Source organism: Pseudomonas sp. AC172, from assembly GCF_979258595.1.
In genome coordinates, this window is sequence record NZ_OZ409868.1 from 2590921 (window position 1) to 2617535 (window position 26615).

Below are 26615 nucleotides of genomic sequence, written 5' to 3' on the forward strand. Positions count from 1 at the left end.
TCCGGACTTTCAGGTCGGCGTATAGCGCAAAAACACCTCAGTCAGTCCCCTCTCCCACTGGGAGAGGGTTAGGGTGAGGGCCGGTCCAAAGCTGGAATACCGACGCCAACACACCATCAAGCCAGGCTTTTGCTCACCACTTCATACACATCACTCGACAACTGCCCCGACGCCCGAATCCGCTCCAGCTCGCCTTTCATCAACGCCTGCCGCGCATCGTCATATTTGCGCCAGCGCGTCAGCGGCGCCAGTTGACGCGAAGCAATCTGTGGGTTGAAGCCATTCAACTCAATCACCAGATCCGCGAGGAAGCGATAACCCGAGCCGTCCGCCGCATGGAAGTTGATCAGGTTCTGCCCGGCAAACGCGCCGACCAATGCACGCACCTTGTTCGGGTTCTTGATGTTGAACGCCGGGTGCTGCATCAACGCTTTCACGCGTTCCAGACCGCCTGGCAAAGTGCTGCCGGCCTGCACGCTGAACCACTGATCCATGACCAACGGGTTGTCCTTGAAGTGGTCGGCGAAACTGGCCAGCGCCAATGCCTTCTGCTCTTCGAACGGCGAGTTGACCAACACCGCCAGCGCCGTCAAGCGCTCGGTCATGTTGTCGGCGCTCTCGAACTGCTCCAGCGCCGCCGCCAATACTTCCGGCTTGCCGCTGAGCATCAGGTACGACAGCGCAATGTTTTGCAGCGCGCGACGGGCAAAGTGCTCGGCTTCAGCCACGTACGGGGTTTTCTTCGACAGGTCACGATTGGCCTGATAACGCAGCCACAGCGCTTCGAACAGGCCTTCGGCCAATTGCTGACGAGCGAACTCACGGGCGATATGAATCGCATCGACGTCAGCCACTTCGCTGATTTCAGTGAGGTACGCCTCACCCGGCAACGAGAGCATTTCCGCGACCATCGCCTGATCCAGCGATTCGTCCGACAGCACCGTGCGCAGTGCCGACACCAGACGCGGGTCAAGCTTCAGGCTCTCGCCCTTCTGCTGCTGGGCAATCAGTTCTTGCAGCACTTGCACCGACAGTTGCTGACCGGCATCCCAGCGGTTGAAACCGTCGCTGTCGTGCTGCATCAGGAACATCAACTGATCGCGGTTATACGGGAAGCTCAGTTTCACCGGTGCCGAGAAACCGCGCAGCAGCGATGGCAGCGGTTGCTCAGCGATGTCGACGAAGGTGAAAGTCTGCTCGGCTTCGGTCACCGAAATCACGCGCGTGGTGCCTTGCGCCGACGCTTCGCCGCTCAGACGCAGGGCAATCTCGTTTCCTTGGCTGTCCAGCAGGCCCAACTCGACCGGAATCACAAACGGCAGTTTTTCAACCTTGTCCGGGGTTTCCGGGCAACTCTGGCGGAAGGTCAGGCTGTAGGTTTTCGCGGCAGCGTCGTACGACTCGCTCACCGCCAGACGCGGTGTACCGGCCTGGCTGTACCAGCGCTTGAACTGGGTCAGATCGACGCCGTTGGCATCTTCCATCGCCTTGATGAAGTCGTCGCACGTCACGGCTTGGCCATCATGGCGATCGAAGTACAGATCGCTGCCCTTACGGAAGCCTTCAGCGCCGAGCAAGGTGTGGATCATGCCGACCACTTCCGAGCCTTTTTCGTACACGGTAAGGGTGTAGAAGTTGGAAATCTCGATGAAGCTGTCCGGGCGCACGGCGTGAGCCATGGGACCTGCATCTTCGGCGAACTGGTGGGTACGCAGATAGGCGACGTCCTGAATGCGCTTGACCGTGGCCGAGTTCATGTCGGCCGAGAAGCCGGAATCACGGAATACGGTGAAGCCTTCTTTCAGCGACAGCTGGAACCAGTCGCGGCAGGTCACGCGGTTGCCCGACCAGTTGTGGAAATATTCGTGGGCGACGATCGCCTCGACGCGCTGGTGCGCAGCGTCGGTCGCGGTTTCGGCGCGAGCGAGCACGGCGCTGGAGTTGAAGATATTGAGGCCCTTGTTCTCCATCGCGCCCATGTTGAAGTCATTCACGGCGACGATCATGAAGATGTCCAGATCGTACTCGCGACCATAGACCTCTTCGTCCCAGCGCATCGACTTCTTCAGGCTGTTCATCGCGTGCTGGCACTTGTCGATGTTTTCCGGCTCGACATAAATGCGCAGTGCAACGTTGCGGTTGGTCATGGTGGTAAAGGTGTCTTCGACGCACCACAAGTCACCGGCCACCAGCGCGAACAGGTACGCCGGTTTCATGAACGGGTCTTCCCAGGTTGCCCAGTGCCGGCCGTCTTCGCCCGGGCCACTGGCAATCGGGTTGCCGTTGGAGAGCAATACCGGATAGCTGTGCTGCTCGGCGACCACGGTGGTGGTGAACTTGCTCATCACGTCCGGGCGGTCGAGGTAATAAGTGATCTTGCGGAAGCCTTCGGCTTCGCACTGGGTGCAGAACATCGTGCCCGACTTGTACAGGCCTTCCAGCGCGGTGTTGGTTTCCGGGTGGATCTTGACGCTGGTGTCGACCGTGAAGGTTTCGGCGGTCGGCTGCAGGGTCAGATGATTCTCGGACAATTGATAGTCAGCAGCGCCAAGCTCTTTATCGGCCAGGGTCACCGAGAGCAATTCCAGCTGCTGGCCATCGAGTACCAGCGGCGGCAGGCCCGGGCCACGCGCCGGGTTGCGGCGCATGACCAACTGCGCATGCACCAGGCTGTGATCCTCGAACAACTCGAAGGTCAGGTGTGTTTCGTCGATCAGGTACTCGGGCGCCTGATAGTCCTTCAGGTAAATCATCTTCGGTTGTTCGGTGCGCATGCTGGCGTCCTTATTGATGCACGGCGAGCTGATAGGCCGTGTACTTGCGAATGTTGATCACGCCGGTGTCGAAGATCAGGTACTGGCCCTTGATCCCCAACAACGTGCCTTCGGCAATCGGGTTCTTGTCCAGGTTGAAGCTAACGATTTTGGCCGGATATTGCTCGACCGGGTAGCGGATTTCCAGCGGCTCTACATCGGCAATCGTCTGAATGGCTTGTAGGCCGAATCGCTCTTGCAAGCCTTGCAGACCTTCAGCGCAACTCTCGAACAGTTGATCGCGCACTTGCGCCAGATCGACCGCTACCGCATCGCCCTTGAGCAACGCGCGCCAGTTGGTCTTGTCGGCCACCTGACTGCGGAACAGATCTTCAACAAAGCCCGATTGCTGCCGCGTGGCAACGCGCATGATCGGCAACGCCTGACACGCCCCCTGATCGATCCAGCGAGTCGGCAGTTGCGTAGCACGAGTGATGCCAACCTTGATGCCCGACGAATTGGACAGGTAAACCACATGATCGGTCATGCAGAACTGCTCGCCCCACGCTGGATCGCGGCAGGTACCGGCGTCATAGTGGCAACGCTCCGGGCTCATGATGCACAGGTCGCACTGCGCCAGTTTGGTCATGCACGGGTAGCAATAACCCTGACTGAAACTGGTTTTGGTCTTGCGCCCGCAATGGGTGCAGTGGATCGCCCCCAGGTATTCCAGACGCACCGTGCTGCCGATCAATGGGTTGACCGGCACCTCGACGTCATCCAGACGAAACGCGTATTGCACGTTCGGCCCGTCGAGGCGCGCCGACATTTTGCTGATTGCACCGCGGCCAATCTCGATCAATGGATGGCATCCGACTTGAACAGGATGTTCGGCACTTCGATCGACTTCGATGCACATTCCTGCGGGCCCATGTAACCGGTGCGCTGGTCTTCAGGCAGGTTCTGGATTTCCCAGGCGATCATCGCCTGCAACGACAGCTCGCGCTGCTCGGCGGTGAGCTTGCCACCGTCGGACCACTTGCCGATTTCCACGGCCAGTTTCAGGCTCTCGTAGATGTCCGGGGTAATGTTGTTGATCATGTCGTTAAAAGAGGACATCAGGGGTCTCCGTGCTCTTTATCTTCAGAAAATTTTAGGCGGCCAGTTTACGGCGGTTATACAAACCGCCCAACAAACCGGTGAAGCATCCGATGAGTAACCCGCCGACGTGCGCGGCGTTGGCGATTTCGCCGAAACCGATCATCGAGATCAGCCCGGACATGCATACCAGCAACCACACCAGCATCATCACCAGCACGCCGCGCGGCAGGCGATAGGCCGGGTTCGGCGCCAGCAACTGGAAGATCCAGCAATGTCCGAGCAAACCGTAAAGCACGCCGGACAGACCACCGAACAAGGTCGGGCCGCTCCAGACAAACTGTGCGTAGTTGGACACCAGGCTGAACAGCAGCGTCAGGCCGATCAGGTTGATACTGCCCTGACGCGACTCGATGCGTCGCCCCAGCTCCCAGTACCACATGCCGTTCATGGCCAGGTGGAGGATGCCGAAGTGGATCAGCATCGGCGTGACCAGCCGCCACCACTGCCCCGCCGCCAGGCTGTCGGCCAACGGCGTGAAATGGATGTACTCGCCGACCACCTGAAAATCGAGGAAGGTCAGCCAGCGCAGGGTCTGCAGATTCTCACCGAGGTACGTCAATCCACCAACGATCAGGCACAACAACAGGATGAACCCGGTGGCCCTGGCGTATTTCAGTTGCTCGGCAAAGCTCGGCCGCTTGACGGTCGGCGCGACGGGAATGTCCATTTGCTGATCGGGATCGCCAGCCGGGAAGCGTTCGTAGAGTGAACGCACGTCTTCGCTGATTTCCGCCGGCGCCCACAGCACCTGTTCGCCAGCCTCTTCGCTGACGCGATGTGGCACTTGCATGCGTTGCAGCAGTTTGACGAAACCGCTCAAGTCCACCGCCAACGGCAGACGCAATACCGCTACCGCACTCATTGCAGCACCTCCGGCCGCTCGACATCGACCCAGACAAATTTATGCGGATCCAGACGGGTTTCCTGATCCAGACGATAGGCGACCAGTTTGCCGTAGAGCACCGCGCTGTAATCCAGGCACGCGAGGTTCGGGCGGATCGGCGCCGGTTTGCCGCTGCGCCAGTAGTGGCCGACGAACAACAAGGGTTCGTCGACGCCGTAGCGCAGCAGATTGTTTTTTTCGCTGGAGGTCAGCGGTTTCTGCGCCACCGGTTCCGGCAGTGCATCAGGCTGGAAGACGATGTCGCCGTAGGTTTTCGGGTCATCTTCCCAGAACTTGGTGCGGAAGAAGGAACGCACCAGACCGTCGCCGCTGGTCATGGTCAGACCATCCGGCAGGCGCATGTCGGTGCCGCGCAGCAGGCGGTCGAACACGGTGCAGGCAAAACTGCCGGGCACGGCGGACGCCTGAAGAAAGTGTTCATCAATGCAGCCGTTCGCAAATTGCGCACGCAACGGTTCGATCAGGCCGGCGTCCCAACAGGCATGCACCACCCGGAAGCGTCCAGCGTCGACAAACAACGGCAACTCATAGAACCAGCGCTGGAAATCGTGCCAGTCGCCAGGATGGTCTTCAAACTGGGTCAGGGTTTCGTGCAGCAGACGCGCATGGCGCGGCGTGTGTTCGCGGACGAACTGCTTGCCGCTGCCCGGAGGCGCCGGAGTGCTCCAGCCGAGGGCGTTGAATTCGTGGTTGCCCATGATGCACAAGGCTTGACCGGCCTCGACCATGTCATGGACGATGTGCAGCGCCTCGCGAATGCGCGGGCCACGGTCGATGATGTCGCCGACGAACACGGCCATGCGCGATGGATGCCGCCAGACCCCGCCCTGCTTGTGATAACCGAGGCGGTCAAGCAAGTGTTCGAGGGTCAGGGCGCATCCGTGCACGTCACCAATCAGGTCATAACTGCGCGCGGGATCGAGCATCAGTCGCCTCCACCGCCCAGCTTGCTGCCCCAGCCGAGCTTGGTGCGGCAGACTTCGTAATAGTTGTGGTCGAGCGGGTGAATCAGGCGCAGCTTCTGCGCTTTCTTGCTGACGGTGATGGTGTCGCCCGGCGCGCAGGTGAAGTGATTCTGCCCGTCGCAGGAGACTTGCGGGTAAATCTGCATGTTTTTCGACACGACGATTTTCAGCTCACTGTTGCCATCGACCACAATTGGTCTACTGGACAACATATGGGGGTACATCGGCACGATCACAATGGCATCGAGCTTGGGATGCATGATCGGCCCGCCGGCAGACAATGCGTACGCGGTGGAACCGGTCGGCGTGGCGACGATCAGGCCGTCGGCCTTCTGGCTGCAGACGAACTGGCCGTCGATGTACAGCTCGAACTCGATCATCCGCGTCGATTTGCCGGGATGCAGCACCACGTCGTTGAGTGCATCGCCCTGGCCGATGGCCTCGGCATGCCGGCGGACTTCGGCTTGCAGCAGGAAGCGGTTTTCCACCAGATAGTGGCCGTCGAGCACCTTGGCGACTTCGACTTCCAGCTCATCCGGGCGAATATCGGTGAGGAAACCGAGGCTGCCACGGTTGATCCCCAGCACCGGAATATTGTGTTTGGCCAGCGCCCGCGCTGCACCGAGCAGGCTGCCGTCACCGCCGACGACGATGACCATGTCGCAGACTTCGCCGAGCATCTTGCGCGACGAGGTTTGCAGGCCGTGGCCCGGCAGGACCTCGGCGATAGTGTCTTCGAGGATCACATGCAGGTGACGATCGAGCAGAAACCGTTTCAGTCGGCGGACGGTATCCAGCACCTGGGAACTGCCCAGGCGACCGATGATGCCGATATTGCGAAATTGCTCCATGGGACCTCTGCGGACAATCGAAAACGCGAAAAACCCGATTATGGGCGAAAGCGCCGGTTAGACAAAATCCTTTCAGCCTCAAGGGTGTGCTCGTGTTTACGGCTATGCTCGCAAGATGATCCTATTTCCCGACTTGCTGCAGTTACCTCACCAATTACGTCACCCGGAAGTGCGCGATCTGGCGTGGGTGATCCTCGCCCCGCCGATGCTCGCCACCACGCCATGGCCGCAGCGCCATCCGTTGGCGGGCAGCGATTGGGTGCACGACCCGCAACGACTGGAACACTGGTTGCGCCAGCTCGACCGCGACAGTTATGGCTTGTTGCATTGGCTGTCGCAGGCACGTACGCGACGGCTGGGCCTGTATTATGAGCGCTTGTGGCAATTTGCGGTTCAGCATGCGCCAGGGATCGAGCTGATCGCCGCCAACCTGCCGATCCGTCGCGAGGGCCATACCCTCGGCGAGCTGGACATGCTGCTGCGAGACCGCGACGGCGTGCATCACCAGGAACTGGCGATCAAGCTTTACCTCGGTCCGCAAAATGGCGACGGTCGTGATCCGGCGCAGTGGCTGGGGCCGGGTTGTCATGATCGGCTGGACCGCAAACTGGCGCATCTGGCCGAACATCAGTTGCCGATTTCGGCGCGCCCGGAAAGCCGCGCCGTGCTGGCGGCGCTGGATATCGAGGTGTTCAGCGCGCAGCTGTGGCTGGGCGGTTATTTGTTGTATCCGTGGCCGGGACAGGCTGAATCACCGAGCGGCGCACATCCGCAACATTTGCGCGGTAGTTGGTTGCATCAAAAGGATTGGCCGGCGTTTGTCGCGCAACGTCCGGCCGGCCGCTGGCAACCCCTGCCCCGCCACGCCTGGCTGGCACCGGCGCATTACCCGGCGGATCAGACGTGGACTTTGGAGCATTTACAGATGTGGCTGGAAGACCTGGAGCCACTGGCTCCGGCGCAATTGCTGGTGCGCCTGACCGAGAATGCGCGGGGGGAATGGGAAGAGGCGGAGCGGTTGTTTCTGGTGTCGGACCTTTGGCCGAATGTCCCCGGCCAGGCCTGAGTTTTTGGGGCGTGTGTACCGGCCCCATCGCGAGCAGGCTCACTCCTACAGGGGAACGCATTTCAAGGTAGGAGTGAGCCTGCTCGCGATGGGGCCACCTCGTTCTAGAGCGAAAGCCGCACCGCCAAAGCCGCCAACGTCACCAATAACACCGGCACCGTCAGCACAATCCCGACCCGGAAGTAATAACCCCAGCCAATGTGAATGCCCTTGCGCTCCAGCACATGCAGCCACAACAACGTGGCCAGACTGCCAATCGGCGTAATCTTCGGCCCCAGGTCACTGCCAATCACGTTGGCATAAATCATCGCTTCCTTGACCACCCCGCTCGCCTGACTGGCATCAATCGACAGCAAACCAATCAACACGGTCGGCAAGTTATTCATGATCGACGACAGCAACGCTGTCAGCACACCGGTGCCCATTGCCGCGCCCCACACGCCGTGGCCGGCAAACACATCCAGCCAACCGGCCAGATACCCGGTCAGCCCGGCATTGCGCAGGCCATACACCACCAGATACATGCCCAGCGAAAAAATCACGATCTGCCACGGCGCTTCTTTCATCACTTTGCGCGTGGAAATCTTGTGGCCGCGAGCGGCGATGCCCAACAACAGCGCGGCGCAAACAGCGGAAATCGCACTGATCGGAATGCCCAAGGGCTCCAGCGCGAAACAGCCGATCAACAGGATTGCCAACACCGCCCAACCGGCATAGAACGTGGCTTTATCGTGGATCGCGGTTTCTGGATGCTCCAGTTGCTCAGGATCGTAAGCCGATGGAATGTCACGGCGAAAGAACCACAGCAACATGCCCAGCGTTGCCGCCACGCTGACGAAGTTCACCGGCACCATCACCGCTGCATAGCGGTTGAAACCGATGTGAAAGAAGTCCGCCGAGACAATGTTGACCAGGTTCGACACCACAAGCGGCAGGCTCGCGGTATCCGCAATAAACCCCGCGCCCATGACGAATGCCAACGTAGCCGCCGGAGAAAAGCGTAGCGCCAGCAGCATCGAAATCACGATTGGCGTGAGGATCAGCGCCGCGCCGTCATTGGCAAACAACGCCGATACCAGCGCGCCGAGCAGCACCATGAAGGCAAACAGCTTGCGCCCGCTGCCCCGCCCCCAACGCGCCACGTGCAGCGCCGCCCAGTTAAAGAACCCGGCTTCGTCGAGCAACAGGCTGATGATGATCAGCGCGACGAAAGTGCCGGTGGCGTTCCAGATGATTTGCCACACCAGCGGGATATCGCTGAGGTGCACGACGCCGAAAATCAGCGCCAATACGGCGCCAAGCGTCGCACTCCAGCCGACGCCGAGGCTTTTGGGTTGCCAGATGACAAGGGTAATGGTCAGCAGGAAAATCAGTGACGCAGCGAGCATCCGCAACAGCCTTAAATTAAGTAAAAGAGCTGAACACTAAAACCTGTGGGAGCGAGCTTGCTCGCGAAGGCGGACTGTCAGTCACCCATGATGGGTGGCTGATGGCCCCTTCGCGAGCAAGCTCGCTCCCACAGGATCTCTGTTGTGCCAGGAATTTCGGTGAGGTTACTTCTTGTGTTGCTCTACGAACTCTCCGTAGGCATTGATAAAACTCTGCAGAAAAGGTTTCACCGACTCGCTCAACTTGCCCGCCTCATCAAACGCCGAACCCGCGCCGCCCAGGTATGCTTCAGGCTGCTGCATGCACGGCACATTGAGAAACACGAACGACTGGCGCAGATGTTGATTCGCGCCGAAACCACCAATGGCGCCGGGCGATACGCTGATCACCGCCCCCGGTTTGCCACTCCAGACAGCTTTGCCATAAGGCCGCGAACCAACGTCGATGGCATTCTTCAACGGCGCCGGCACCGAACGGTTGTATTCGGGCGTGACAAACAGCACCGCGTCGGATGAAGCCACTTTTTGCCTGAAAGTGCTGTAGGCTGCCGGCGGTGAATCACCGTCGATGTCTTCGTTATACAGTGGCAGATCGCCAATTTCGACAATCTCAAGTTTGAGGTTGGCCGGGGCCAGCTCCGCCAGTGCCAGGGCGACTTTACGATTGATCGATGCTTTGCGCAGGCTACCGACCACTACGGCGACGTTGTAGACATTGCTCATGGAAGACTCTCGATGGTCCGTGGGAAGAGCCAGTAGTTATAGATGATCCGGTGACGATTCCACCAGCACCCGAGGGAAATTCCCGCGTGTTGATTATTTTTTTCCTGTAGGAAAACTTACAGGCCTTGATGACGGTCTACCAAGCCGCAAATCAAGCGTTTTATCTCCAGAGGTTCTAAGCAGATGGCAGCAGTACTCGTCGGTCAGTTCCATGCAAGAGATGCGGAAGGCCGCGTTTATTCCGTGCATGAGTTCCAGGAATCCAACCCGTCGGTAGACGGTATCACCGGCTCGGAGCCCGTTTACAAACTGGCCATCGGCGATCGCATCAGAAAGATCGATGAGCAAACGTTCGAGCTGGTTCAGTCAGGCATCACCCTGACGCGCGAACCTGAGCCAACCGTCGCTTCATAACCGACCGTTATGAGCAGAAGTCATATGCGCAGACTTGGGGTAGGATTCAGCCACTGACCCCACCTGCTGAACATGGACTTCACGCATGCGTTTACGTCATATCGAAGTGATTCAGGCGCTCTTGCAGACCGGTCACCTGGGCACCGCCGCCGAATGGTTGCAGTTGCCGGTGGCCGAGGTCGAAGAGCGTTTGCGCGAAGCCGAGAGTCAGTTGGGGTTCATGCTGTTCGCCAGCGTGCGCGGACGCCTGCAATCGACGCCCGAGGCGCGGGCGTTGCAGATGGAAATCGCCCACGTTTATGACGCACTTGAACCGGTGCAACGGCTGGCCAGCAGCCTCAGGCAATACCTCGCCCCGCCCGTGCGCATCATCGGCACCCCGCCGTTGGCGCAGCAATTACTGCCACAAAGTCTCGCCGCCCTGCGCCGACGTCTGCCGGATGCACCATGCAGCCTGCTCAGCGCGCCGACCCGGGATATCGTCCGCAGCCTGCTGTTGCGCGAAAGCGAGCTCGGCTTGAGCCTGCACGATCCCGAACATCCCGACATTGATTGCCGCCCATTGGCCCAAGGCAAGCTGCAATTACTTGCGCCCCACGGCTGGCTGCAACCGAAACAGAAATACATTTCCCTGCAAGATCTCGCGGGTCAGGCCATGGTCGGCCTCGAAGGCCAGGACCCACTGAGCCCGGCGCTGGAAAACAAACTCCAAGCGCTACGTCCGGCGCCAAACATCCAGACCCGCGTGCAAACCCATCAGATGATGCGCAGCATGGTCGAGGCCGGCGAAGGCCTGGCCATCGTCGACCCGTTCACCGCACTGGGCGCGCGCGCCGCCGGGCTGGATGCCTGCCCGCTATCGCCGGCCGTGCCGATCAGCCTCTACGCTCTGACCTTCAAGCACGCCGCGCCAGCATCGGCGATTCAGACGTTACTGCCGATCATCACGGAACAAGCCGAGGCGATGCTGTCGAGCTGAGCGGATTTTCCAGCGGATTATCAAACAATCGATACCAGAACAGCGCCACTTCGGCGGTGTTCGGATCAATGCCGCGATAGCGCAACTGGTCAACGCCACCGATCACGTAGCCGCAACGCTCATACAGCCGACAGGCGCCAAGGTTGTTGTTCTGGGTTTCCAGCATGATCCCCGGCAGCTTTTTCTTGCGGCTCCAGAACTGCGCGACATCCAGCAATGCCTTGGCCACACCATGCCGACGCGCCGGCGCATGCACCGCCAGCTCGTCAATATGCGCGAAGCCGTTCCAGTTGGTGCTGATCACCAGATGCCCGACCGCCTCATCGTCGAGATAGGCCATGAAAATCGCGCTGTCCGGCGCGTTGTGGAAAGCGCTGAATTCCTCGGGGTCGATGCCGTAACACTTGCGGTACGGGAGGATCGGCGTCACCCGCCATTGCTCGACAGCCTGGCCAATCACGGCGGCGCCATAGGCTGCAACTTCGAAACTGAAGTCGCTGCCCCAGATATACGGCGCAAAGCCTTCATCGGCGACCCGTACCGACAGCCCTGGGTATTTCGGATTCATGACCGGTCGCATGCTCGCAAAGCTCCTCATTCCTTGACGCAATCGACGGTGTAGTGCCGTCCATTGCCTTCATCTTCGTGCTGCAATCCATGCACATCCGCGACAAAACCGGGGAAGCTGCTATCGAACGTGCGAGCAAATTTCAGGTAATCAATAATCGAGCGGGTCGATTCGGTAAAGCGTTCGCCGGGCATGATCAACGGAATGCCCGGTGGATACGGCACCAGCATCACCGCTGCGATGCGCCCTTCCAGCTCGTCGATGGGCACCGCCTCGACTTCGCCGCGCACCAGATGATCGTAGGCGTGGGCCGGCTTCATGGCGATTTCCGGGAGCACGGTGTACATGCGTTTAAGGTGTTTGGCCGTGGCGTTGCTGCGGTAGCAGGCATGCAATTGATCGCACAGATCGCGCAGGCCCATGCCGCGATAACGCGCGGTGTCTTCTTGCGCCACACACGGCAGGCAAGTTTCCAGACGCACGTTGGCGTCGTAACTGCGTTTGAATTCGAGTAATTCGGTGAGCAGCGTGCTCCATTTGCCTTTGGTGATGCCCATCGAGAACAGCACCAGGAATGAATACAGCCCGGTCTTCTCCACCACCAGGCCGCGCTCCCAGAGAAACTTGCTGACGACCGCCGCCGGGATGCCTTTCTCGCTGAGCGCGCCACCGGCATTGAGCCCCGGCATTACCAGCGTGACCTTGATTGGGTCGAGCAAGACGTAATCGTCACTGACTTCGCCAAAGCCGTGCCATTCGGCATCCGGTTGCAATAACCAGTCTGCGGTCTGCACGCGCTCGATACCCTCGACACCCGGCGGCTGCCAGATCGAAAACCACCAGTCATCAGCGGCGATGTGCTGGCGCAGATTGGCCAGCGCGCGACGGAAGCTCAGCGCTTCATCGAAGGTTTCCTGCAACAGCGAACGCCCGGCCGGGCCTTCCATCATCGCCGAGGCGACGTCGAGCGAAGCGATGATGCTGTACTGCGGCGAGGTCGAGATGTGCATCATGAACGCTTCGTTGAAGCGGTCGCGATCGAGTTGCCGCGCGCCGCCGTCCTGTACATGAATCATCGAGGCCTGACTGAACGCCGCGAGCAGCTTGTGGGTGGAATGGGTGGTGAACACCAGCGGGCTGTCGTCGCTGCGCGAAGTGGCCATGCCGTAGCGCCCGGCGAAAAACTCGTGGAATGCCGCATAGGCGTACCAGGCCTCATCGAAATGCAGCACTTCGACGCTGTTGCCGAGGCTTTGCTTGATCAGCTCGGCGTTGTAGCAGAGGCCGTCGTAGGTCGAGTTGGTGACCACGGCGAGTTTGACTTTCGGTGCGCGGCCCTTGGTCAACGGGCTGGCATCGATCTTGGCCTGAATCGATTCGCGGCTGAATTCACTCAGCGGGATCGGCCCGATAATCCCCAGCTCATTGCGCTCCGGGCACAGGTACAACGGAATCGCGCCGGTCATGATGATCGCGTGCAAAACAGACTTGTGGCAGTTGCGATCGACCAGCACCAGATCGTCGCGCGCAACCATCGAATGCCAGACAATCTTGTTGGCAGTCGAGGTGCCATTGATCACGAAAAAGGTGTGATCAGCGCCGAAATTGCGCGCCGCTCGCGCTTCCGCTTCGGCGAGCGGGCCGGTGTGATCGAGCAGAGAGCCAAGCTCCGGCACCGATACCGACAAATCCGAACGCAGGGTGTTTTCACCGAAGAACTGGTGAAACGCCTGTCCCACCGGGCTTTTGTGATAGGCCACACCGCCGCCATGGCCGGGGGTGTGCCAGGAATAATTGGAATCGGCGGTGTGCTGCACCAGCGCCTTGAAAAACGGTGGCAACAAACCATCCAGATACTTGCGCGCCGCCCGCGCCACTTGCCGGGCCAGAAACGGCACGGTGTCTTCGAACAGATAGAGAATGCCGCGCAGTTGATTGAGCTCGGCCATGGCATCCGCCGGCGCGTTTTCCAGGGTGACTTGCTCACCGAGGGCAAAGATCGGCAGATCCGGCGCACGCACCCGCGCCAGACCGATCAGTTCGGCCATGTTCTGCAACAAATGCGAGTGGGTGCTGGCGTCCTCGGCGGCAATCAACATGCACGCCAAGCCATGGTGAGTAGACGCAACCAGCCGCCCTTCGGCGTAATCGATGGCCGAAACGATATTGAAACCTTCCTGCTCCAACTCCCGGGCGATGCCACGGATACGGTCACCGGCGACCGTGTCGGCCTTGATATCGCGATGGACGATCAACACCGGAAACTTCAAATCTTTGTACATGAGGCTCAGTGTCCTGAGGCGGCAGGTTTGAATCTGCCAATGCACTCAGGGTAGAGGGTTGCAGCGAATGTGGCGAGGGTGGCCAGTTGTCAGTATTTCCAGAAACAAAAAGATCGCAGCCTGCGGCAGCTCCTACATTGGAATGTGATCCCCTGTAGGAGCTGCCGCAGGCTGCGATCTTTGGAACTTCAGGCCTGAGCGTCGGCCTCGGCGATTTGCGTCCACATCGCCGGGCCGCCGGCAGACTTGGCAATAATTTCCAGCCGCACCAGATGCGCCGCGAGCTCATCTTCAGTTGCACGAATGATCCGCGCTGGCTGGCGATCCGCCGGCAAACGACGAATTTCCGTGGCCGAGTTGTCGGCGCCATCGCCGGTGCCATTGCCGTCAGACGCGTTACCCGCCAGCGACAGACTGGTCTGGCCGCCGGTCATGGTCAGGTAGACGTCGGCGAGAATCTCCGAGTCGAGCAAGGCGCCGTGCAACTCACGGCCGGAGTTGTCGACGCCATAACGTTTGCACAACGCATCGAGGCTGTTGCGCTGCCCCGGGTGACGTTCCCGGGCCATCATCAGGGTGTCGAGGATCGAACAGTGTTGCGTGATGTCAGCGCGATCCTGCTGACCCATCAAGGCGAATTCGTTGTTGATGAAGCCAACGTCGAACGCCGCGTTGTGGATGATCAGCTGCGCGCCTTTGATGAACTCGAAGAACTCATCAGCGACTTCGGCAAAGCGCGGCTTGCCGACCAGGAATTCATTGGTGATGCCGTGAACGCCGATGGCGCCTTCATCACTCTCGCGATCCGGTTGCAGGTAAACGTGAAAATGCCGGCCCGTCAGGCGCCGACCGATCAGTTCGACACAGCCGATTTCAATGATCCGGTGACCATCGGTCACCGGCATGCCGGTGGTTTCGGTATCGAGTACAACGGATCTGGTGGCCATCAGTGCTCAGCTCTCAACGGGTCGATCTTGCAAAAAACGCGGATGTTAACACGCTCGGTGGGGTGTTTCAGTCAGACCGTGGCGCCCCATTCGCGAGCAGGCTCGCTCCCACAGGGAACCGTATTCCCAGGTGGGAGCGAGCCTGCTCGCGAATGGCCGCACCACGGTTCAGAAGCGGAATCAGCTCTGCTTGTACCCGCGCACTTCGTCAACGCCACGGTTAGCCAACTGGTCAGCCCGCTCGTTACCGTGATGACCAATGTGCCCACGTACCCATTTCCAGGTGACCTTGTGGCGGTTGACCTGCTCGTCCAGCTCTTTCCACAAATCAGCGTTCTTTACCGGTTCTTTCGCGGCGGTTTTCCAGCCACGCTTTTTCCAGTTGGCCATCCACTCGTTGATGCCCTTCATTACGTACTGCGAGTCGGTCACCAGCAGCACTTCACACGGGCGCTTCAAAGCTTCGAGGCCACGAATCGCGCCGAGCAGTTCCATGCGGTTGTTGGTGGTATTGGCTTCGCCGCCCCACAGCTCCTTTTCGACGCCCTTGCACACCAGCAAGGCGCCCCAGCCGCCCGGGCCGGGGTTGCCCTTGCAGGCGCCGTCGGTGAACAGTTCTACGGTGTCGACGCTTTCAACGCTTTCGCTCATGCCAATCTATCCAGAAAAATGCCTGTCTTGCCGATCACGGATCGACAATGACCGAGGCCGGAACAAGTCCAGCCACTTATAAAAAGAAGGTTTACGGTTCGATACGGCGGCGGTTGACCTTGGCCATCGGCAGCGGAATCAGCTTGCCCATCGGCTCGCGACGCTCCTGACGCAATGGCCGTAGACCAACCACAATTTTACGCGCGACCAGTAAATAGAAGCCGCCGCCGGACAGTTGCCAGTCACCGGCCTTGCGTTCCCAGCCGGCCAGTCGGGCCTGCCACTTGGGTGACGCGAGCGGCGGACGATAGCACCCGAAGCGGCGTTTCTCCAGCGCGAAGCCCAGCAGATTGAGCCAGTCGGCAACCCGTGATGGCGAGATGCAGCGCGCCTGGCGCAAGGCGTCGTGGGCGAACACATGACGCAAGCCCCAGGTGCTCCAAGGGTTGATGCCGATGATCAGCAGGTGCCCGCCGGGGCGCACGCTGCTCGCCGCTTCACGCAGCAAACCGTGGGGCGACAGGCAGAAATCCAGACCGTGCTGCATCACCACCACATCGGCGGCATGCTCGCTGAGCGGCCAGGCCTGCTCTTCGCAGACGATTTCGACCCCGGGCAGCGGCGCACCGAGACGCACATTGCGCTGCACTTGCGGCGCTGCCGGCGGGGTTTCGGCCGATGGCCCGTAATGCACCAGATAGCCGCCAAAGAAGCGGCCCAACTCGTCTTCGAGCATGCGCCGCTCTTCATCGAGCAGAAATTGCCCGAGCGGGCCGGACAGCCATTCACGGGCTGCACCGATCAGGGCCAGCCAGTCAGGATCAGCCTGTGCGAACGCTTTATCACTCATCGCATTCTCCAAAGCGCCAGGAACTACTAAGATGCGCCAATGTTTTCCGCTTGGCGAATTCCGACGATGATACAGATCAGTGCCCTGCCCGCGTTCACCGACAACTACATCTGGTTGTTACAAGATCACCGCACCCAGCGCTGCGCGGTGGTCGATCCCGGCGATGCCGCGCCAGTGCGGGCATGGCTCGAAGCGCATCCAGGCTGGGTGTTGAGCGATATCCTGATCACTCACCACCATCATGATCACGTCGGCGGCGTTGAAGGCCTGAAAGCGCTGACCGGGGCAAAAGTCTACGGTCCGGCCAGCGAAAGCATTCCGGGGCGCGATGTCGCGCTCAAGGACAACGACACGGTCAGCGTGCTCGGCTGGGAGTTCGATGTCTATGCGGTGCCCGGTCACACTCTGGGACACATTGCCTATTACCACCACGGCCTGCTGTTCTGCGGCGATACCCTGTTCGCCGCCGGTTGCGGACGTTTGTTCGAAGGTACGCCGGAGCAAATGCACCACTCGCTCGGCCGCCTCGCCGCTTTGCCCGAAGATACGCTGGTCTACTGCACCCATGAATACACCCTGAGCAACCTTAAGTTTGCCGCTGCCGTCGAGCCGAGCAACCCGGACATTGCCGCCCGTCTGGAAAAAGTTACCCAGCAACGGCAAAACGGTGTGATGACCCTGCCCTCGACCCTCGCCCTGGAAAAGCTCACAAATCCGTTTTTGCGCACCGCTGAAACATTAGTTACACAAAAAGTGGACGAACGGGCAGGCGCTCAAAACCGGGCGCCGAGTGAGGTATTTGCGGCTCTGCGGGCCTGGAAAGATAAGTTCTAAGTGCCCCGCCACTTGGTACAAAAATTCTGAATGGTTGACCTAGGGGGGTGCGCTTTCTAGAATCGCCCGACATTTTTGCCCGGAACTTACTTCCAGCCAATGTCGTCATCCATACGTAAGTCCGTCAATTCAGACGCATTGACCCGCCTGGCGCAAGCCATCGCGGTGGCTGTGTCCGCCACGCTGGCGGGCTGTTCCAGCCATGCTCCGCAGACTGAAGCGACCCATACGCCGAACATTGCTGCGCGAGCCAAGCAGAAGCCGATCTGGCTGACCGAGAAGCCCAGCCCACAGGTTCCCCAGGATATCTGGGAACGCATGCGCCAGGGCTTCCAGTTGCAGGAAGGCCTTGGCGTGAACCCGCGCATCGAGCAACAGCGCCTGTGGTTCGCCAGCAATCCCTCTTTCCTCGAGAACGCCGGCGAACGCGGCAGTCTCTACATTCATTACATCGTCGAACGCCTCGAAGAACGCAATATGCCGCTGGAACTGGCCCTGCTGCCAGTGATTGAAAGCGCCTACAACCCGATGGCCTATTCCCGGGCCGATGCTGTCGGGCTGTGGCAATTCATTCCGTCCACCGGGCGTTACTTCAACCTGCGTCAGACCCGCTTCTACGATGGCCGTCGCGATATCACCGCTTCAACCACAGCAGCGATGGACTACCTGACCCGTCTGCACGACATGTTCAACGGTGACTGGTTGCTGGCCCTGGCGGCGTATAACGCCGGTGAAGGCACGGTCAGCCGCGCCATCGAGCGTAACGAAAAGCTCGGCCTGCCAACCGACTACTGGAACCTGCCGCTGCCGGCGGAAACCCAGGCGTACGTGCCGAAGTTGCTGGCACTGTCGCAAGTGGTGCTGGCGCCAGAAGCCTACGGCGTCAACCTCAACCCGATTGCCAACGAACCGTACTTCCAGGTCGTCGAAATCAACCAGCGCATGGATTTGTCCAAGGTCGCAGCCGTTGCCAACATCGACGAAGACGAACTGTTCCAGCTCAACCCGGCGTTCAAGCAACGCACCACCATCGACGGCCCTCAGCATTTGCTGGTACCGACGTCGAAGGCGCAATTGCTGACGGCCAGTTTGCAGACCATGCGACCTGACGAACTGATCAGCCCGCGTTCGCTGAAACCGGTGTTCGAAGGCGCCGATCCTTCCGAAGTGGCCAAGCTCAAGCGTGCCTATCGCGTGAAGCGTGGCGACAACCTCGGTTCGATTGCCAAGGCCAACAAGGTCGAAGTCAAGGATCTGCAACGCTGGAACAAGCTGACCGGCAAGAACCTCAAGGTTGGCCAGACGTTGGTGATGCAGGACACCACCAAGCGCGCTACGGCTCGCAAGTCCGGTCGGGTCAACACAGTGGTGGCGGCCAACAGCAAGAGCAAAGGCAAGAGCGACAGCGAGCAGCAGACCCAGTACAAGGTCAAACGCGGCGACACGCTGTACGTCGTGGCCAAGCGATTCAACGTTGAGATGCAGCATCTCAAGCGCTGGAATCCGGGTGCGGGTAAAGCGTTGAAGCCGGGGCAGATGCTCACGGTTTATCAGCCGCACTGATGAAGAGCCCCTGAGTTTTCAGGGGCTTTTTTTTGGATGAAGTTTTGTGGTGCCCTGAAGATACATCCCCCTCACCCCAGCCCTCTCCCCCAAGGGGGCGAGGGGGAAAGGGAGCCGATCGGGGGGCTTTTCAAACGTGAGTTCGGCTCGGTACTTCAGGTCGGCGTAGCTCGAAGAAACAACTCGGTCAGTCCCCTCTCCCTCCGGGAGAGGGTTAGGGTGAGGGGCTCTTCGCGCAAACGATTAACCCCGCATTAACCCGCATCTTTTTCCTGTCCAGACAAGCTGTTACTGTACGGCCCACAAAGCCCAAGCCGCCTGGATCGGATCTGACTTGAAGCGTCCCCTCCTCCTGCTCCTGATCAGCCTGGCCTTGAGCTCAACCGCAAGCGCGACGATTACCGAAAGTCACGGTTATGCGCAGTTCGGCACGCTCAAGTACCCGGCCAGATTTACCCACTTCGACTGGGTCAACCCGCAAGCGCCCAAGGGCGGTACGTTGCGGGTGATGGCGTTCGGCACCTTCGATACGGTCAATCCGTACACCTTCAAGGGCACCAGCCCGGTCACTACAGCGAATTTCCTCCAGTACGGCATCAATGAGCTGAACGAGCCGCTGATGGTCGGTACCGGCCAGTATTCGCCGTCCGGCGACGAACCGGCGTCGAGCTATGGATTGATCGCGCAATCGGTGGAGTACAGCGAAGATCGCAGCTGGGTGGTGTTCAATCTGCGCCCGGAAGCGCGTTTTCACGATGGCACCCCAATCACCGCCTTCGACGTGGCGTTCTCCTATCGAACGCTGCTCAAGGACGGTCATCCGCTGTACCGCACCGCCCTGCAGGAAGTGCTGCGCGTCGACATTCTCAACAAACAGCGCATCCGCTTCGTGCTCAAGCGCTCGGGCAATCCGCTGTTGATCCTGCGTCTCGGTGAACTGCCGGTGCTGCCACAGCACTACTGGAAGGACCGCGACTTCAAGGCCACCACCTTCGAACCGCCACTGGGCAGCGGCCCTTACCGCATCACTTCGGTGACGCCGGGTCGGCAGTTGATCTTCGAACGGGTCAAGGATTACTGGGGCAAGGATCTGGCGGTCAATCGCGGCAAGTACAACTTCGATCGCATGGAAGTCGAGTTCTACCGCGACAGCGACGTCGCCTTCGAAGCGTTCAAGGCTGGCGAATTCGACATCTACATCGAGCATCAGGCGAAGAACTGGGCCAACGGCTACAACTTCCCCGCGATACGCCGTGGCGACGTGATCAAGGCACAGATTCCGCATCAGATCCCGACCCAGAGCCAGGGTCTGTTCATGAACACCCGCCGCGCCACGTTTTCTGACGTGAAGACCCGCGAAGCGCTGGGTCTGATGTTCGACTTCGAGTGGACCAACCGCGCACTGTTCAGCGATGCCTACAAACGCACAACCAGTTACTACCCCAACAGTGAATTCACAACCTCCGGCCTGCCGGTCGGGGGTGAATGGCTGATGCTAAAGCCGTACAAGGAACAATTGCCGGCCAAGCTGTTCACCGAGCCGTTCACCCTGCCAACAACCGACGGTCGCGGCATTCCCCGGGAAACCATGCGCAAGGCATTGGCATTGCTCGCCGAAGCCGGCTGGAAGCTCAACGGCCAGCGCCTGCAAAACGCTGACGGCCAACCGCTGCGGTTCGAACTGCTGCTGGTCAATCCGAACCTGGAGCGCCTGTACCAGCCCTACATCGAGAACCTCAACAGCATTGGCATCGACGCGCGCCTGCGCACCGTGGATCGGGCTCAGTACAAACAGCGCCTCGATCAATTTGATTTCGACATGATCTCGATGACACTCAACCAGACCCTGAGCCCGGGGCTTGAACAGTGGCAGTACTTCCATTCCAGTCAGGTCGGGGTCAAAGGCAGCAAGAATTACGCGGGCATCGCCAATCCGGTGGTCGATCACCTGCTCGAACAATTGCTCGCCGCGCGCACCCGCGACGAACAGGTCGCCGCCGGCAAGGCGCTCGACCGCGTACTGCTCTGGCAGCACTACAGCATTCCCAACTGGTACCTCAATTATCACCGTCTGGCCTACCGCAACCGGTTGGCCTTCGTCACCACGCCGCCCTACACCCTGGGCCTGAGCGCATGGTGGCTGAAGTCTTCGGAGAAAGATCAATGAAACCGATCCGCGCCCTGCTCGTCCAGGCCAGCGGCTTGCTGTTCGCCGGGCTAGCCTTTGCCGCCCCGCAACACGCCGTGACCCTGTACAACGAGCCGCCGAAATACCCGGCCGATTTCAAGCAGTTCGATTACGTAAACCCCGACGCGCCCAAGGGCGGCATCTTCCGTCAGGCCGGGTTCGGCGGCTTCGACAGCCTCAACCCGTTTATCAGCAAAGGCGTGCCCGCCGATGACGTCGGGCAGATCTACGACACCCTGACCAAACACAGCCTCGACGAGCCGTTCACCGAATACGGCCTGATCGCCGGCAAGATCGAAAAAGCCCCGGACAACAGTTGGGTGCGTTTCTACCTGCGCCCCGAAGCACGTTTCCACGACGGTCACCCGGTGCGCGCCGACGACGTGGTGTTCAGCTTCAACACGCTGACCAAGGAAGGCTCGCCGATGTTTCGCGGCTACTACAGCGACGTTTCCGAAGTCATCGCTGAAGACCCGCTCAAGGTGCTGTTCAAGTTCAAGCACAGCAACAACCGCGAGTTACCGTTGATTCTCGGCCAGTTGCCGGTGCTGCCGAAACACTGGTGGGCCGATCGCGATTTCAACAAGGGCAACCTCGAAATTCCCCTGGGCAGCGGCCCGTACAAGGTCGCCGAAGTGAAGGCCGGACGTTCGGTGCGTTACGAGCGGGTCAAGGATTACTGGGGGAAGGACCTGCCGGTCAATCGCGGTTTCTACAATTTCGACACGATGACCACCGATTACTACCGCGACAACACCGTCGCCCTCGAAGCCTTGAAGGCCGGCCAGTTCGATTACTGGCTGGAGATGACCGCGAAGAACTGGGCCAACGCCTACAACATCCCGGCGGTCACCGAAGGTCGCTTGATCAAGGAGCAGATCGCCAACAGCAACCCGACCGGCATGCAGGGCTTCGTCTACAACCTGCGTCGCCCGGTGTTCCAGGACGTGCGCGTGCGTCAGGCGCTCGGTCTGTTGTTCGATTTCGAATGGACCAACAAGCAACTGTTCAACGCAGCCTACTTCCGCACCCGCAGCTATTTCGAAAACTCGGAAATGGCCGCCACCGGTCTGCCTGATGCCGATCAACTGGCGATCCTCGACCCGTTCCGCAGCAAGTTGCCGGCGCAGGTGTTCAGCGAAGCCTTTGACAATCCCAAGACCGACGCCAGCGGCATGATCCGCACCCAGCAGCGCGAAGCCTATCAACTGCTGCAAGAGGCTGGCTGGAAGATCGTCGACGACAAAATGGTCGACACCACGGGCAAGCCTGTCGTGATTGAATTCCTGCTCGCGCAAACCGAATTCGAACGGGTATTGCTGCCGTTCAAACGCAACCTCAGCGACCTCGGCATCGATCTGGTGATCCGTCGCGTTGACGTCTCGCAGTACATCAACCGCGTGCGTTCGCGGGATTTCGACATGATGGTCGGCAGCTTCCCGCAGTCCAACTCGCCGGGTAACGAACAGCGCGAATACTGGATGAGCGCCGCTGCCGACAAGGCCAGCAGCCGCAACACCATGGGCCTGAAGGACCCGACCGTCGATCAACTGGTGGAAAACCTGATCAACGCCGAGTCGCGCAAAAGTCTGGTGGCCCACGCCCGGGCGCTGGATCGGGTGCTGCAATGGGGCTACTACGTGATCCCCAACTGGCACATCAAGACCTGGCGCGTGGCTTATTGGAATCACATCGGTCACCCGAAGGTCTCACCCAAATACGACATCGGCATCAACACCTGGTGGGTCAAGCCTGACGCGAAACCTGCGATAGAAGTCGAAACCAAACTGCAAGCCGACCCTGTGGGCACGGAGTAATCAGATGCTGGCGTATATTTTTCGGCGACTGCTGCTGATCATCCCGACCCTGTTCGGCATTTTGCTGATCAACTTCGTGATCATCCAGGCCGCGCCCGGCGGCCCGGTGGAACAGATGATCGCCAAGCTCGAAGGCTTCGAAGGCGCCACCAGCCGCATTGCCGGCGGCGGTGCCGAGGTCTCGGTGGCCGGCTCGTCCTATCGCGGCGCGCAAGGTCTGGACCCGGCGCTGATCAAGGAAATCGAGCACATGTACGGGTTCGACAAGTCGGCCCCGGAACGCCTGTGGATCATGGTCAAGAACTACGCGACGCTGGATTTCGGCGACAGTTTTTTCCGCGACGCCAAGGTCATCGACCTGATCAAGGAAAAGATGCCGGTATCGATCTCGCTCGGGCTGTGGAGCACGCTGATCATGTACCTGGTGTCGATCCCGCTGGGGATCGCCAAGGCCACCCGGCACGGCAGTCACTTCGATGTGTGGACCAGTTCGGCGATCATCGTCGGCTATGCGATCCCGGCGTTCCTCTTCGCGATTCTGCTGATCGTGGTGTTTGCCGGCGGCAGTTATCTCGACTGGTTTCCGTTACGCGGGCTGACCTCGAACAACTTCGATGAACTGAGTTTCGGCGGCAAGATCCTCGATTACTTCTGGCACCTCGCGTTGCCAGTGACGGCGCTGGTGATCGGCAACTTCGCGACCATGACCCTGCTGACCAAGAACAGCTTTCTCGATGAGATCAACAAACAGTACGTGGTCACCGCCAAAGCCAAAGGCCTGACCCGTCATCGCGTGCTCTACGGCCACGTGTTCCGCAACGCCATGCTGTTGGTGATTGCCGGGTTCCCGTCGGCGTTCATCGGCATCTTCTTCACCGGCTCCCTGCTGGTGGAAGTAATCTTCTCCCTCGATGGCCTCGGTCTGATGAGTTTCGAAGCGGCGATCAACCGCGATTACCCGGTGGTGTTCGGCACCCTGTTCATCTTCACCCTGCTCGGACTGGTGGTGAAACTGATCGGCGACCTCACTTACACGCTGGTCGATCCGCGCATCGACTTCGAAAGCCGGGAGCATTGAGATGAACCTGTCCCCTCTCAACCGCCGCCGCTTCGAACTGTTCAAGGCCAACAAGCGTGGCTGGTGGTCACTGTGGCTGTTTCTGATCCTGTTCGGCGCCAGCCTCGGCGCCGAACTGATCGCCAACGACAAGCCGCTGGTAGTGCATTACGACAATAACTGGTACTTCCCGGCGATCAAGCGCTACCCGGAAACCGCCTTCGGCGGTGAATTCCCGCTGGAAGCCAACTACAAGAGCCCGTACATCCGCGAACTGCTCAAGGCCAAGGACGCGTGGGTGCTGTGGGCGCCGATTCCCTACAGCTACCAGAGCATCAACTACGATCTGAAGGTCCCGGCGCCGGCGCCACCGTCGGCGGACAACCTGCTCGGTACTGACGATCAGGGCCGCGATGTATTGGCGCGAGTGATTTACGGCTTCCGCATTTCCGTGCTGTTCGCGCTGACGTTGACCGTGTTGAGCTCGATCATCGGCGTGATTGCCGGTGCGTTGCAGGGCTTCTATGGCGGCTGGGTCGATCTGGCCGGGCAGCGTTTTCTGGAGATCTGGTCGGGGCTGCCGGTGCTGTATCTGCTGATCATTCTCGCCAGTTTCGTCCAGCCGAATTTCTGGTGGCTGCTGGGGATCATGCTGCTGTTTTCGTGGATGAGCCTGGTCGACGTGGTGCGCGCCGAGTTTCTCCGTGGCCGTAATCTCGAATACGTGCGTGCGGCGCGGGCGCTGGGCATGCAGAACGGCGCGATCATGTTCCGCCACATCCTGCCCAACGCGATGGTTTCGACCATGACCTTCATGCCATTCATCCTCACCGGCGCCATCGGCACCCTCACCGCGTTGGACTTCCTCGGTTTCGGTTTGCCGGCCGGCAGTCCGTCGCTGGGTGAACTGGTCGCGCAGGGCAAATCCAACCTGCAAGCGCCGTGGCTGGGCATGAGCGCGTTTGCCGTACTCGCATTGATGCTGAGTTTGCTGGTGTTTATCGGCGAGTCCGCTCGCGATGCCTTCGACCCGAGGAAGTGAAATGAATCAGGACAATCTGATCGAAGTGCGTGACCTCGCCGTCGAATTCGGTTTCGGCGAACGCGTGCACCGGGTCGTCGAAGGCGTGAGTTTCGACATCAAGCGTGGCGAAACCCTCGCGCTGGTGGGCGAATCCGGCTCGGGCAAATCGGTGACCGCGCACTCGATCCTGCGTTTGCTGCCCTACCCGATGGCCCGCCATCCGGCCGGCAGCATCAATTACGCCGGGCAAAACCTGCTGGGCCTGAGTGAAAAGACCATCCGCCATATTCGCGGCAACCGCATTGCGATGATCTTTCAGGAGCCGATGACCTCGCTGAACCCGCTGCACTCGATCGAGAAGCAGATCAACGAAGTGCTCGGCATCCACAAGGGTCTGACCGGCAAAGTGGCGACCAAACGCACGCTGGAGCTGCTGGAGATGGTCGGCATCCCCGAGCCGCACAAGCGCCTCAAGGCCCTGCCCCACGAATTGTCTGGTGGCCAGCGCCAACGGGTGATGATCGCCATGGCGCTGGCCAACGAGCCGGAACTGTTGATTGCCGACGAGCCTACAACGGCATTGGACGTGACCGTTCAGCTGAAAATCCTCGATTTGCTCAAGGAATTACAAGCCCGATTGGGCATGTCGCTGCTACTGATCAGTCACGATTTGAACCTCGTGCGAAGAATTGCGCATCGTGTATGTGTCATGCAGCGCGGTTGCATCGTCGAACAGGCATCGTGCGAAGAGCTGTTCCGTTCGCCGCAGCATCCGTACACTCGGGAATTGCTCGGCGCGGAGCCCAGCGGAGGCCCGGCGAGCAATAAAATCGGCGCGCCGCTGCTGGAGGTCGAGGACCTGAAAGTCTGGTTCCCGATCAAGAAAGGCCTGCTCAAGCGCACGGTGGATCACGTCAAGGCAGTGGACGGCATCAATTTCAGCCTGCCTCAGGGTCAGACCCTAGGGATTGTGGGGGAAAGCGGTTCCGGCAAATCCACGCTGGGTCTGGCGATTTTGCGGCTGATTGGCAGCAAAGGCGCGATCCGCTTTGAAGGCAAGCAGCTAGACTGCCTGACGCAGAACGAGGTTCGCCCGTTGCGTCGGGAGATGCAGGTGGTGTTTCAGGACCCGTTTGGCAGCCTGAGCCCGCGCATGTGCGTCAGCGACATCGTTGGCGAAGGCCTGCGGATTCACAAGATGGGCACCGCCGAGGAACAAGGGGCGGCGATTATTGCGGCATTGAAGGAGGTAGGTCTGGATCCGGAAACCCGGCACCGCTACCCCCACGAATTTTCCGGTGGGCAACGGCAACGAATCGCCATTGCCCGGGCCTTGGTGCTGAAACCGGCGCTGATCCTGCTGGACGAGCCGACTTCGGCGCTCGACCGGACGGTGCAGCGGCAAGTGGTGGAGCTGTTGCGTTCACTGCAAGCCAAGTACAACCTGACGTATTTGTTTATCAGCCATGACCTGGCTGTCGTCAAAGCGCTGAGCCACCAGTTGATGGTGGTCAAGCATGGCCAAGTGGTCGAACAGGGAGACGCGCAAAGTATTTTTGCCGCCCCCCAACATCCGTATACACAGCAGTTGCTGGAAGCCGCTTTTTTGGCACCAGCCACTGCGCAATAA

General features: G+C 59.9%; 23 protein-coding genes. 10 read left to right on the forward strand and 13 right to left on the reverse strand.

Annotated features, from left to right (window positions below):
* Window positions 1-116 precede the first annotated feature (116 nt).
* Genes pepN through ACZ0A4_RS11500 form a run of 6 tightly spaced genes read right to left on the reverse strand, consistent with a single transcriptional unit; the run spans window position 117 to window position 6634 of the window.
* A complete protein-coding gene (gene pepN / locus ACZ0A4_RS11475) occupies window positions 117-2774 on the reverse strand; it encodes an aminopeptidase N (RefSeq protein ID WP_463574767.1) in 2658 nt (885 codons plus the stop codon).
* A 10-nt stretch (window positions 2775-2784) separates the two neighbouring features.
* Complete coding sequence (locus tag ACZ0A4_RS11480; RefSeq protein WP_463574768.1) at window positions 2785-3615, reverse strand: DUF2797 domain-containing protein; 831 nt, start codon at window positions 3613-3615, stop codon at window positions 2785-2787.
* On the reverse strand, window positions 3612-3872 hold the full coding sequence (locus tag ACZ0A4_RS11485; protein WP_007919229.1) for a YeaC family protein: 261 nt from the start codon (window positions 3870-3872) through the stop codon (window positions 3612-3614). The genes ACZ0A4_RS11480 and ACZ0A4_RS11485 overlap by 4 nt, the downstream gene beginning before the upstream one ends.
* A gap of 34 nt (window positions 3873-3906) precedes the next feature.
* A complete protein-coding gene (locus ACZ0A4_RS11490; RefSeq protein ID WP_463574769.1) occupies window positions 3907-4776 on the reverse strand; it encodes a rhomboid family intramembrane serine protease in 870 nt (289 codons plus the stop codon).
* On the reverse strand, window positions 4773-5744 hold the full coding sequence (locus ACZ0A4_RS11495) for a metallophosphoesterase (protein ID WP_397481172.1): 972 nt from the start codon (window positions 5742-5744) through the stop codon (window positions 4773-4775). The genes ACZ0A4_RS11490 and ACZ0A4_RS11495 overlap by 4 nt, the downstream gene beginning before the upstream one ends.
* Window positions 5744-6634 carry an NAD(+) kinase gene (locus ACZ0A4_RS11500; RefSeq protein ID WP_003224174.1) on the reverse strand — a complete coding sequence of 297 codons (891 nt, stop codon included), beginning with the start codon at window positions 6632-6634 and terminating at the stop codon, window positions 5744-5746. Before ACZ0A4_RS11500 ends, ACZ0A4_RS11495 begins: the two co-directional genes overlap by 1 nt.
* 115 nt (window positions 6635-6749) lie before the next feature.
* Here ACZ0A4_RS11500 and ACZ0A4_RS11505 point away from each other — a divergent pair, with 115 nt between their 5' ends.
* Complete coding sequence (locus ACZ0A4_RS11505) at window positions 6750-7700, forward strand: DUF1853 family protein (RefSeq protein WP_463574770.1); 951 nt, start codon at window positions 6750-6752, stop codon at window positions 7698-7700.
* Between the two features lie 104 nt (window positions 7701-7804).
* On the opposite strand, the gene ACZ0A4_RS11510 is transcribed toward ACZ0A4_RS11505, so the two are convergent.
* Window positions 7805-9088 (reverse strand): arsenic transporter, encoded by a 1284-nt coding sequence (locus ACZ0A4_RS11510; protein WP_463574771.1) that lies wholly within the window; start codon window positions 9086-9088, stop codon window positions 7805-7807.
* Between the two features lie 165 nt (window positions 9089-9253).
* Window positions 9254-9811 carry an NADPH-dependent FMN reductase gene (locus ACZ0A4_RS11515; RefSeq protein WP_463574772.1) on the reverse strand — a complete coding sequence of 186 codons (558 nt, stop codon included), beginning with the start codon at window positions 9809-9811 and terminating at the stop codon, window positions 9254-9256.
* Between the two features lie 183 nt (window positions 9812-9994).
* Here ACZ0A4_RS11515 and ACZ0A4_RS11520 point away from each other — a divergent pair, with 183 nt between their 5' ends.
* Entirely contained in the window at window positions 9995-10225 is a 231-nt protein-coding gene (locus ACZ0A4_RS11520) for a hypothetical protein (protein WP_129394326.1), read from the forward strand.
* 85 nt (window positions 10226-10310) lie between these two features.
* A complete protein-coding gene (locus ACZ0A4_RS11525) occupies window positions 10311-11204 on the forward strand; it encodes a LysR family transcriptional regulator (protein ID WP_463574774.1) in 894 nt (297 codons plus the stop codon).
* Here ACZ0A4_RS11525 and ACZ0A4_RS11530 read toward each other — a convergent pair.
* The 5 genes from ACZ0A4_RS11530 to ACZ0A4_RS11550 all read right to left on the reverse strand — a co-directional run bounded on the left by ACZ0A4_RS11530 (window position 11170) and on the right by ACZ0A4_RS11550 (window position 16502).
* Window positions 11170-11784: a GNAT family N-acetyltransferase gene (locus tag ACZ0A4_RS11530; protein ID WP_463574775.1), complete on the reverse strand. Its 615-nt coding sequence runs from the start codon at window positions 11782-11784 to the stop codon at window positions 11170-11172. The two genes, ACZ0A4_RS11525 and ACZ0A4_RS11530, sit on opposite strands and share 35 nt — an antisense overlap.
* A 14-nt stretch (window positions 11785-11798) precedes the next feature.
* The gene (locus ACZ0A4_RS11535) at window positions 11799-14054 is read right to left on the reverse strand and encodes an Orn/Lys/Arg family decarboxylase (RefSeq protein WP_463574776.1); all 2256 of its coding nucleotides are present in this window, start codon (window positions 14052-14054) and stop codon (window positions 11799-11801) included.
* A 188-nt stretch (window positions 14055-14242) separates the two neighbouring features.
* Window positions 14243-15001: a DNA polymerase III subunit epsilon gene (dnaQ, locus tag ACZ0A4_RS11540; protein WP_122599561.1), complete on the reverse strand. Its 759-nt coding sequence runs from the start codon at window positions 14999-15001 to the stop codon at window positions 14243-14245.
* Window positions 15002-15181: 180 nt separating this feature from the next.
* Window positions 15182-15652 (reverse strand): ribonuclease HI, encoded by a 471-nt coding sequence (gene rnhA, locus ACZ0A4_RS11545; RefSeq protein ID WP_007910572.1) that lies wholly within the window; start codon window positions 15650-15652, stop codon window positions 15182-15184.
* A gap of 91 nt (window positions 15653-15743) precedes the next feature.
* Window positions 15744-16502, reverse strand: coding sequence for a class I SAM-dependent methyltransferase (locus ACZ0A4_RS11550; protein WP_007910573.1), 759 nt, complete (start codon window positions 16500-16502; stop codon window positions 15744-15746).
* Window positions 16503-16568: 66 nt separating this feature from the next.
* Here ACZ0A4_RS11550 and gloB point away from each other — a divergent pair, with 66 nt between their 5' ends.
* The 7 genes from gloB to ACZ0A4_RS11585 all read left to right on the forward strand — a co-directional run bounded on the left by gloB (window position 16569) and on the right by ACZ0A4_RS11585 (window position 26615).
* Window positions 16569-17336, forward strand: a complete 768-nt coding sequence (gene gloB / locus ACZ0A4_RS11555) for a hydroxyacylglutathione hydrolase (protein WP_463574777.1) — start codon at window positions 16569-16571, stop codon at window positions 17334-17336.
* Between the two features lie 99 nt (window positions 17337-17435).
* The gene (locus tag ACZ0A4_RS11560) at window positions 17436-18899 is read left to right on the forward strand and encodes a transglycosylase SLT domain-containing protein (protein ID WP_463574779.1); all 1464 of its coding nucleotides are present in this window, start codon (window positions 17436-17438) and stop codon (window positions 18897-18899) included.
* Window positions 18900-19233: 334 nt separating this feature from the next.
* Complete coding sequence (locus ACZ0A4_RS11565) at window positions 19234-21066, forward strand: extracellular solute-binding protein (RefSeq protein ID WP_463574781.1); 1833 nt, start codon at window positions 19234-19236, stop codon at window positions 21064-21066.
* Window positions 21063-22904: an extracellular solute-binding protein gene (locus tag ACZ0A4_RS11570; protein WP_463574782.1), complete on the forward strand. Its 1842-nt coding sequence runs from the start codon at window positions 21063-21065 to the stop codon at window positions 22902-22904. The genes ACZ0A4_RS11565 and ACZ0A4_RS11570 overlap by 4 nt, the downstream gene beginning before the upstream one ends.
* Window positions 22905-22908: 4 nt before the next feature.
* Complete coding sequence (locus ACZ0A4_RS11575; RefSeq protein ID WP_016987121.1) at window positions 22909-23982, forward strand: microcin C ABC transporter permease YejB; 1074 nt, start codon at window positions 22909-22911, stop codon at window positions 23980-23982.
* A gap of 1 nt (window position 23983) precedes the next feature.
* Window positions 23984-25003 (forward strand): ABC transporter permease, encoded by a 1020-nt coding sequence (locus ACZ0A4_RS11580; protein ID WP_016987120.1) that lies wholly within the window; start codon window positions 23984-23986, stop codon window positions 25001-25003.
* Between the two features lies 1 nt (window position 25004).
* A complete protein-coding gene (locus ACZ0A4_RS11585; RefSeq protein WP_463574783.1) occupies window positions 25005-26615 on the forward strand; it encodes an ABC transporter ATP-binding protein in 1611 nt (536 codons plus the stop codon).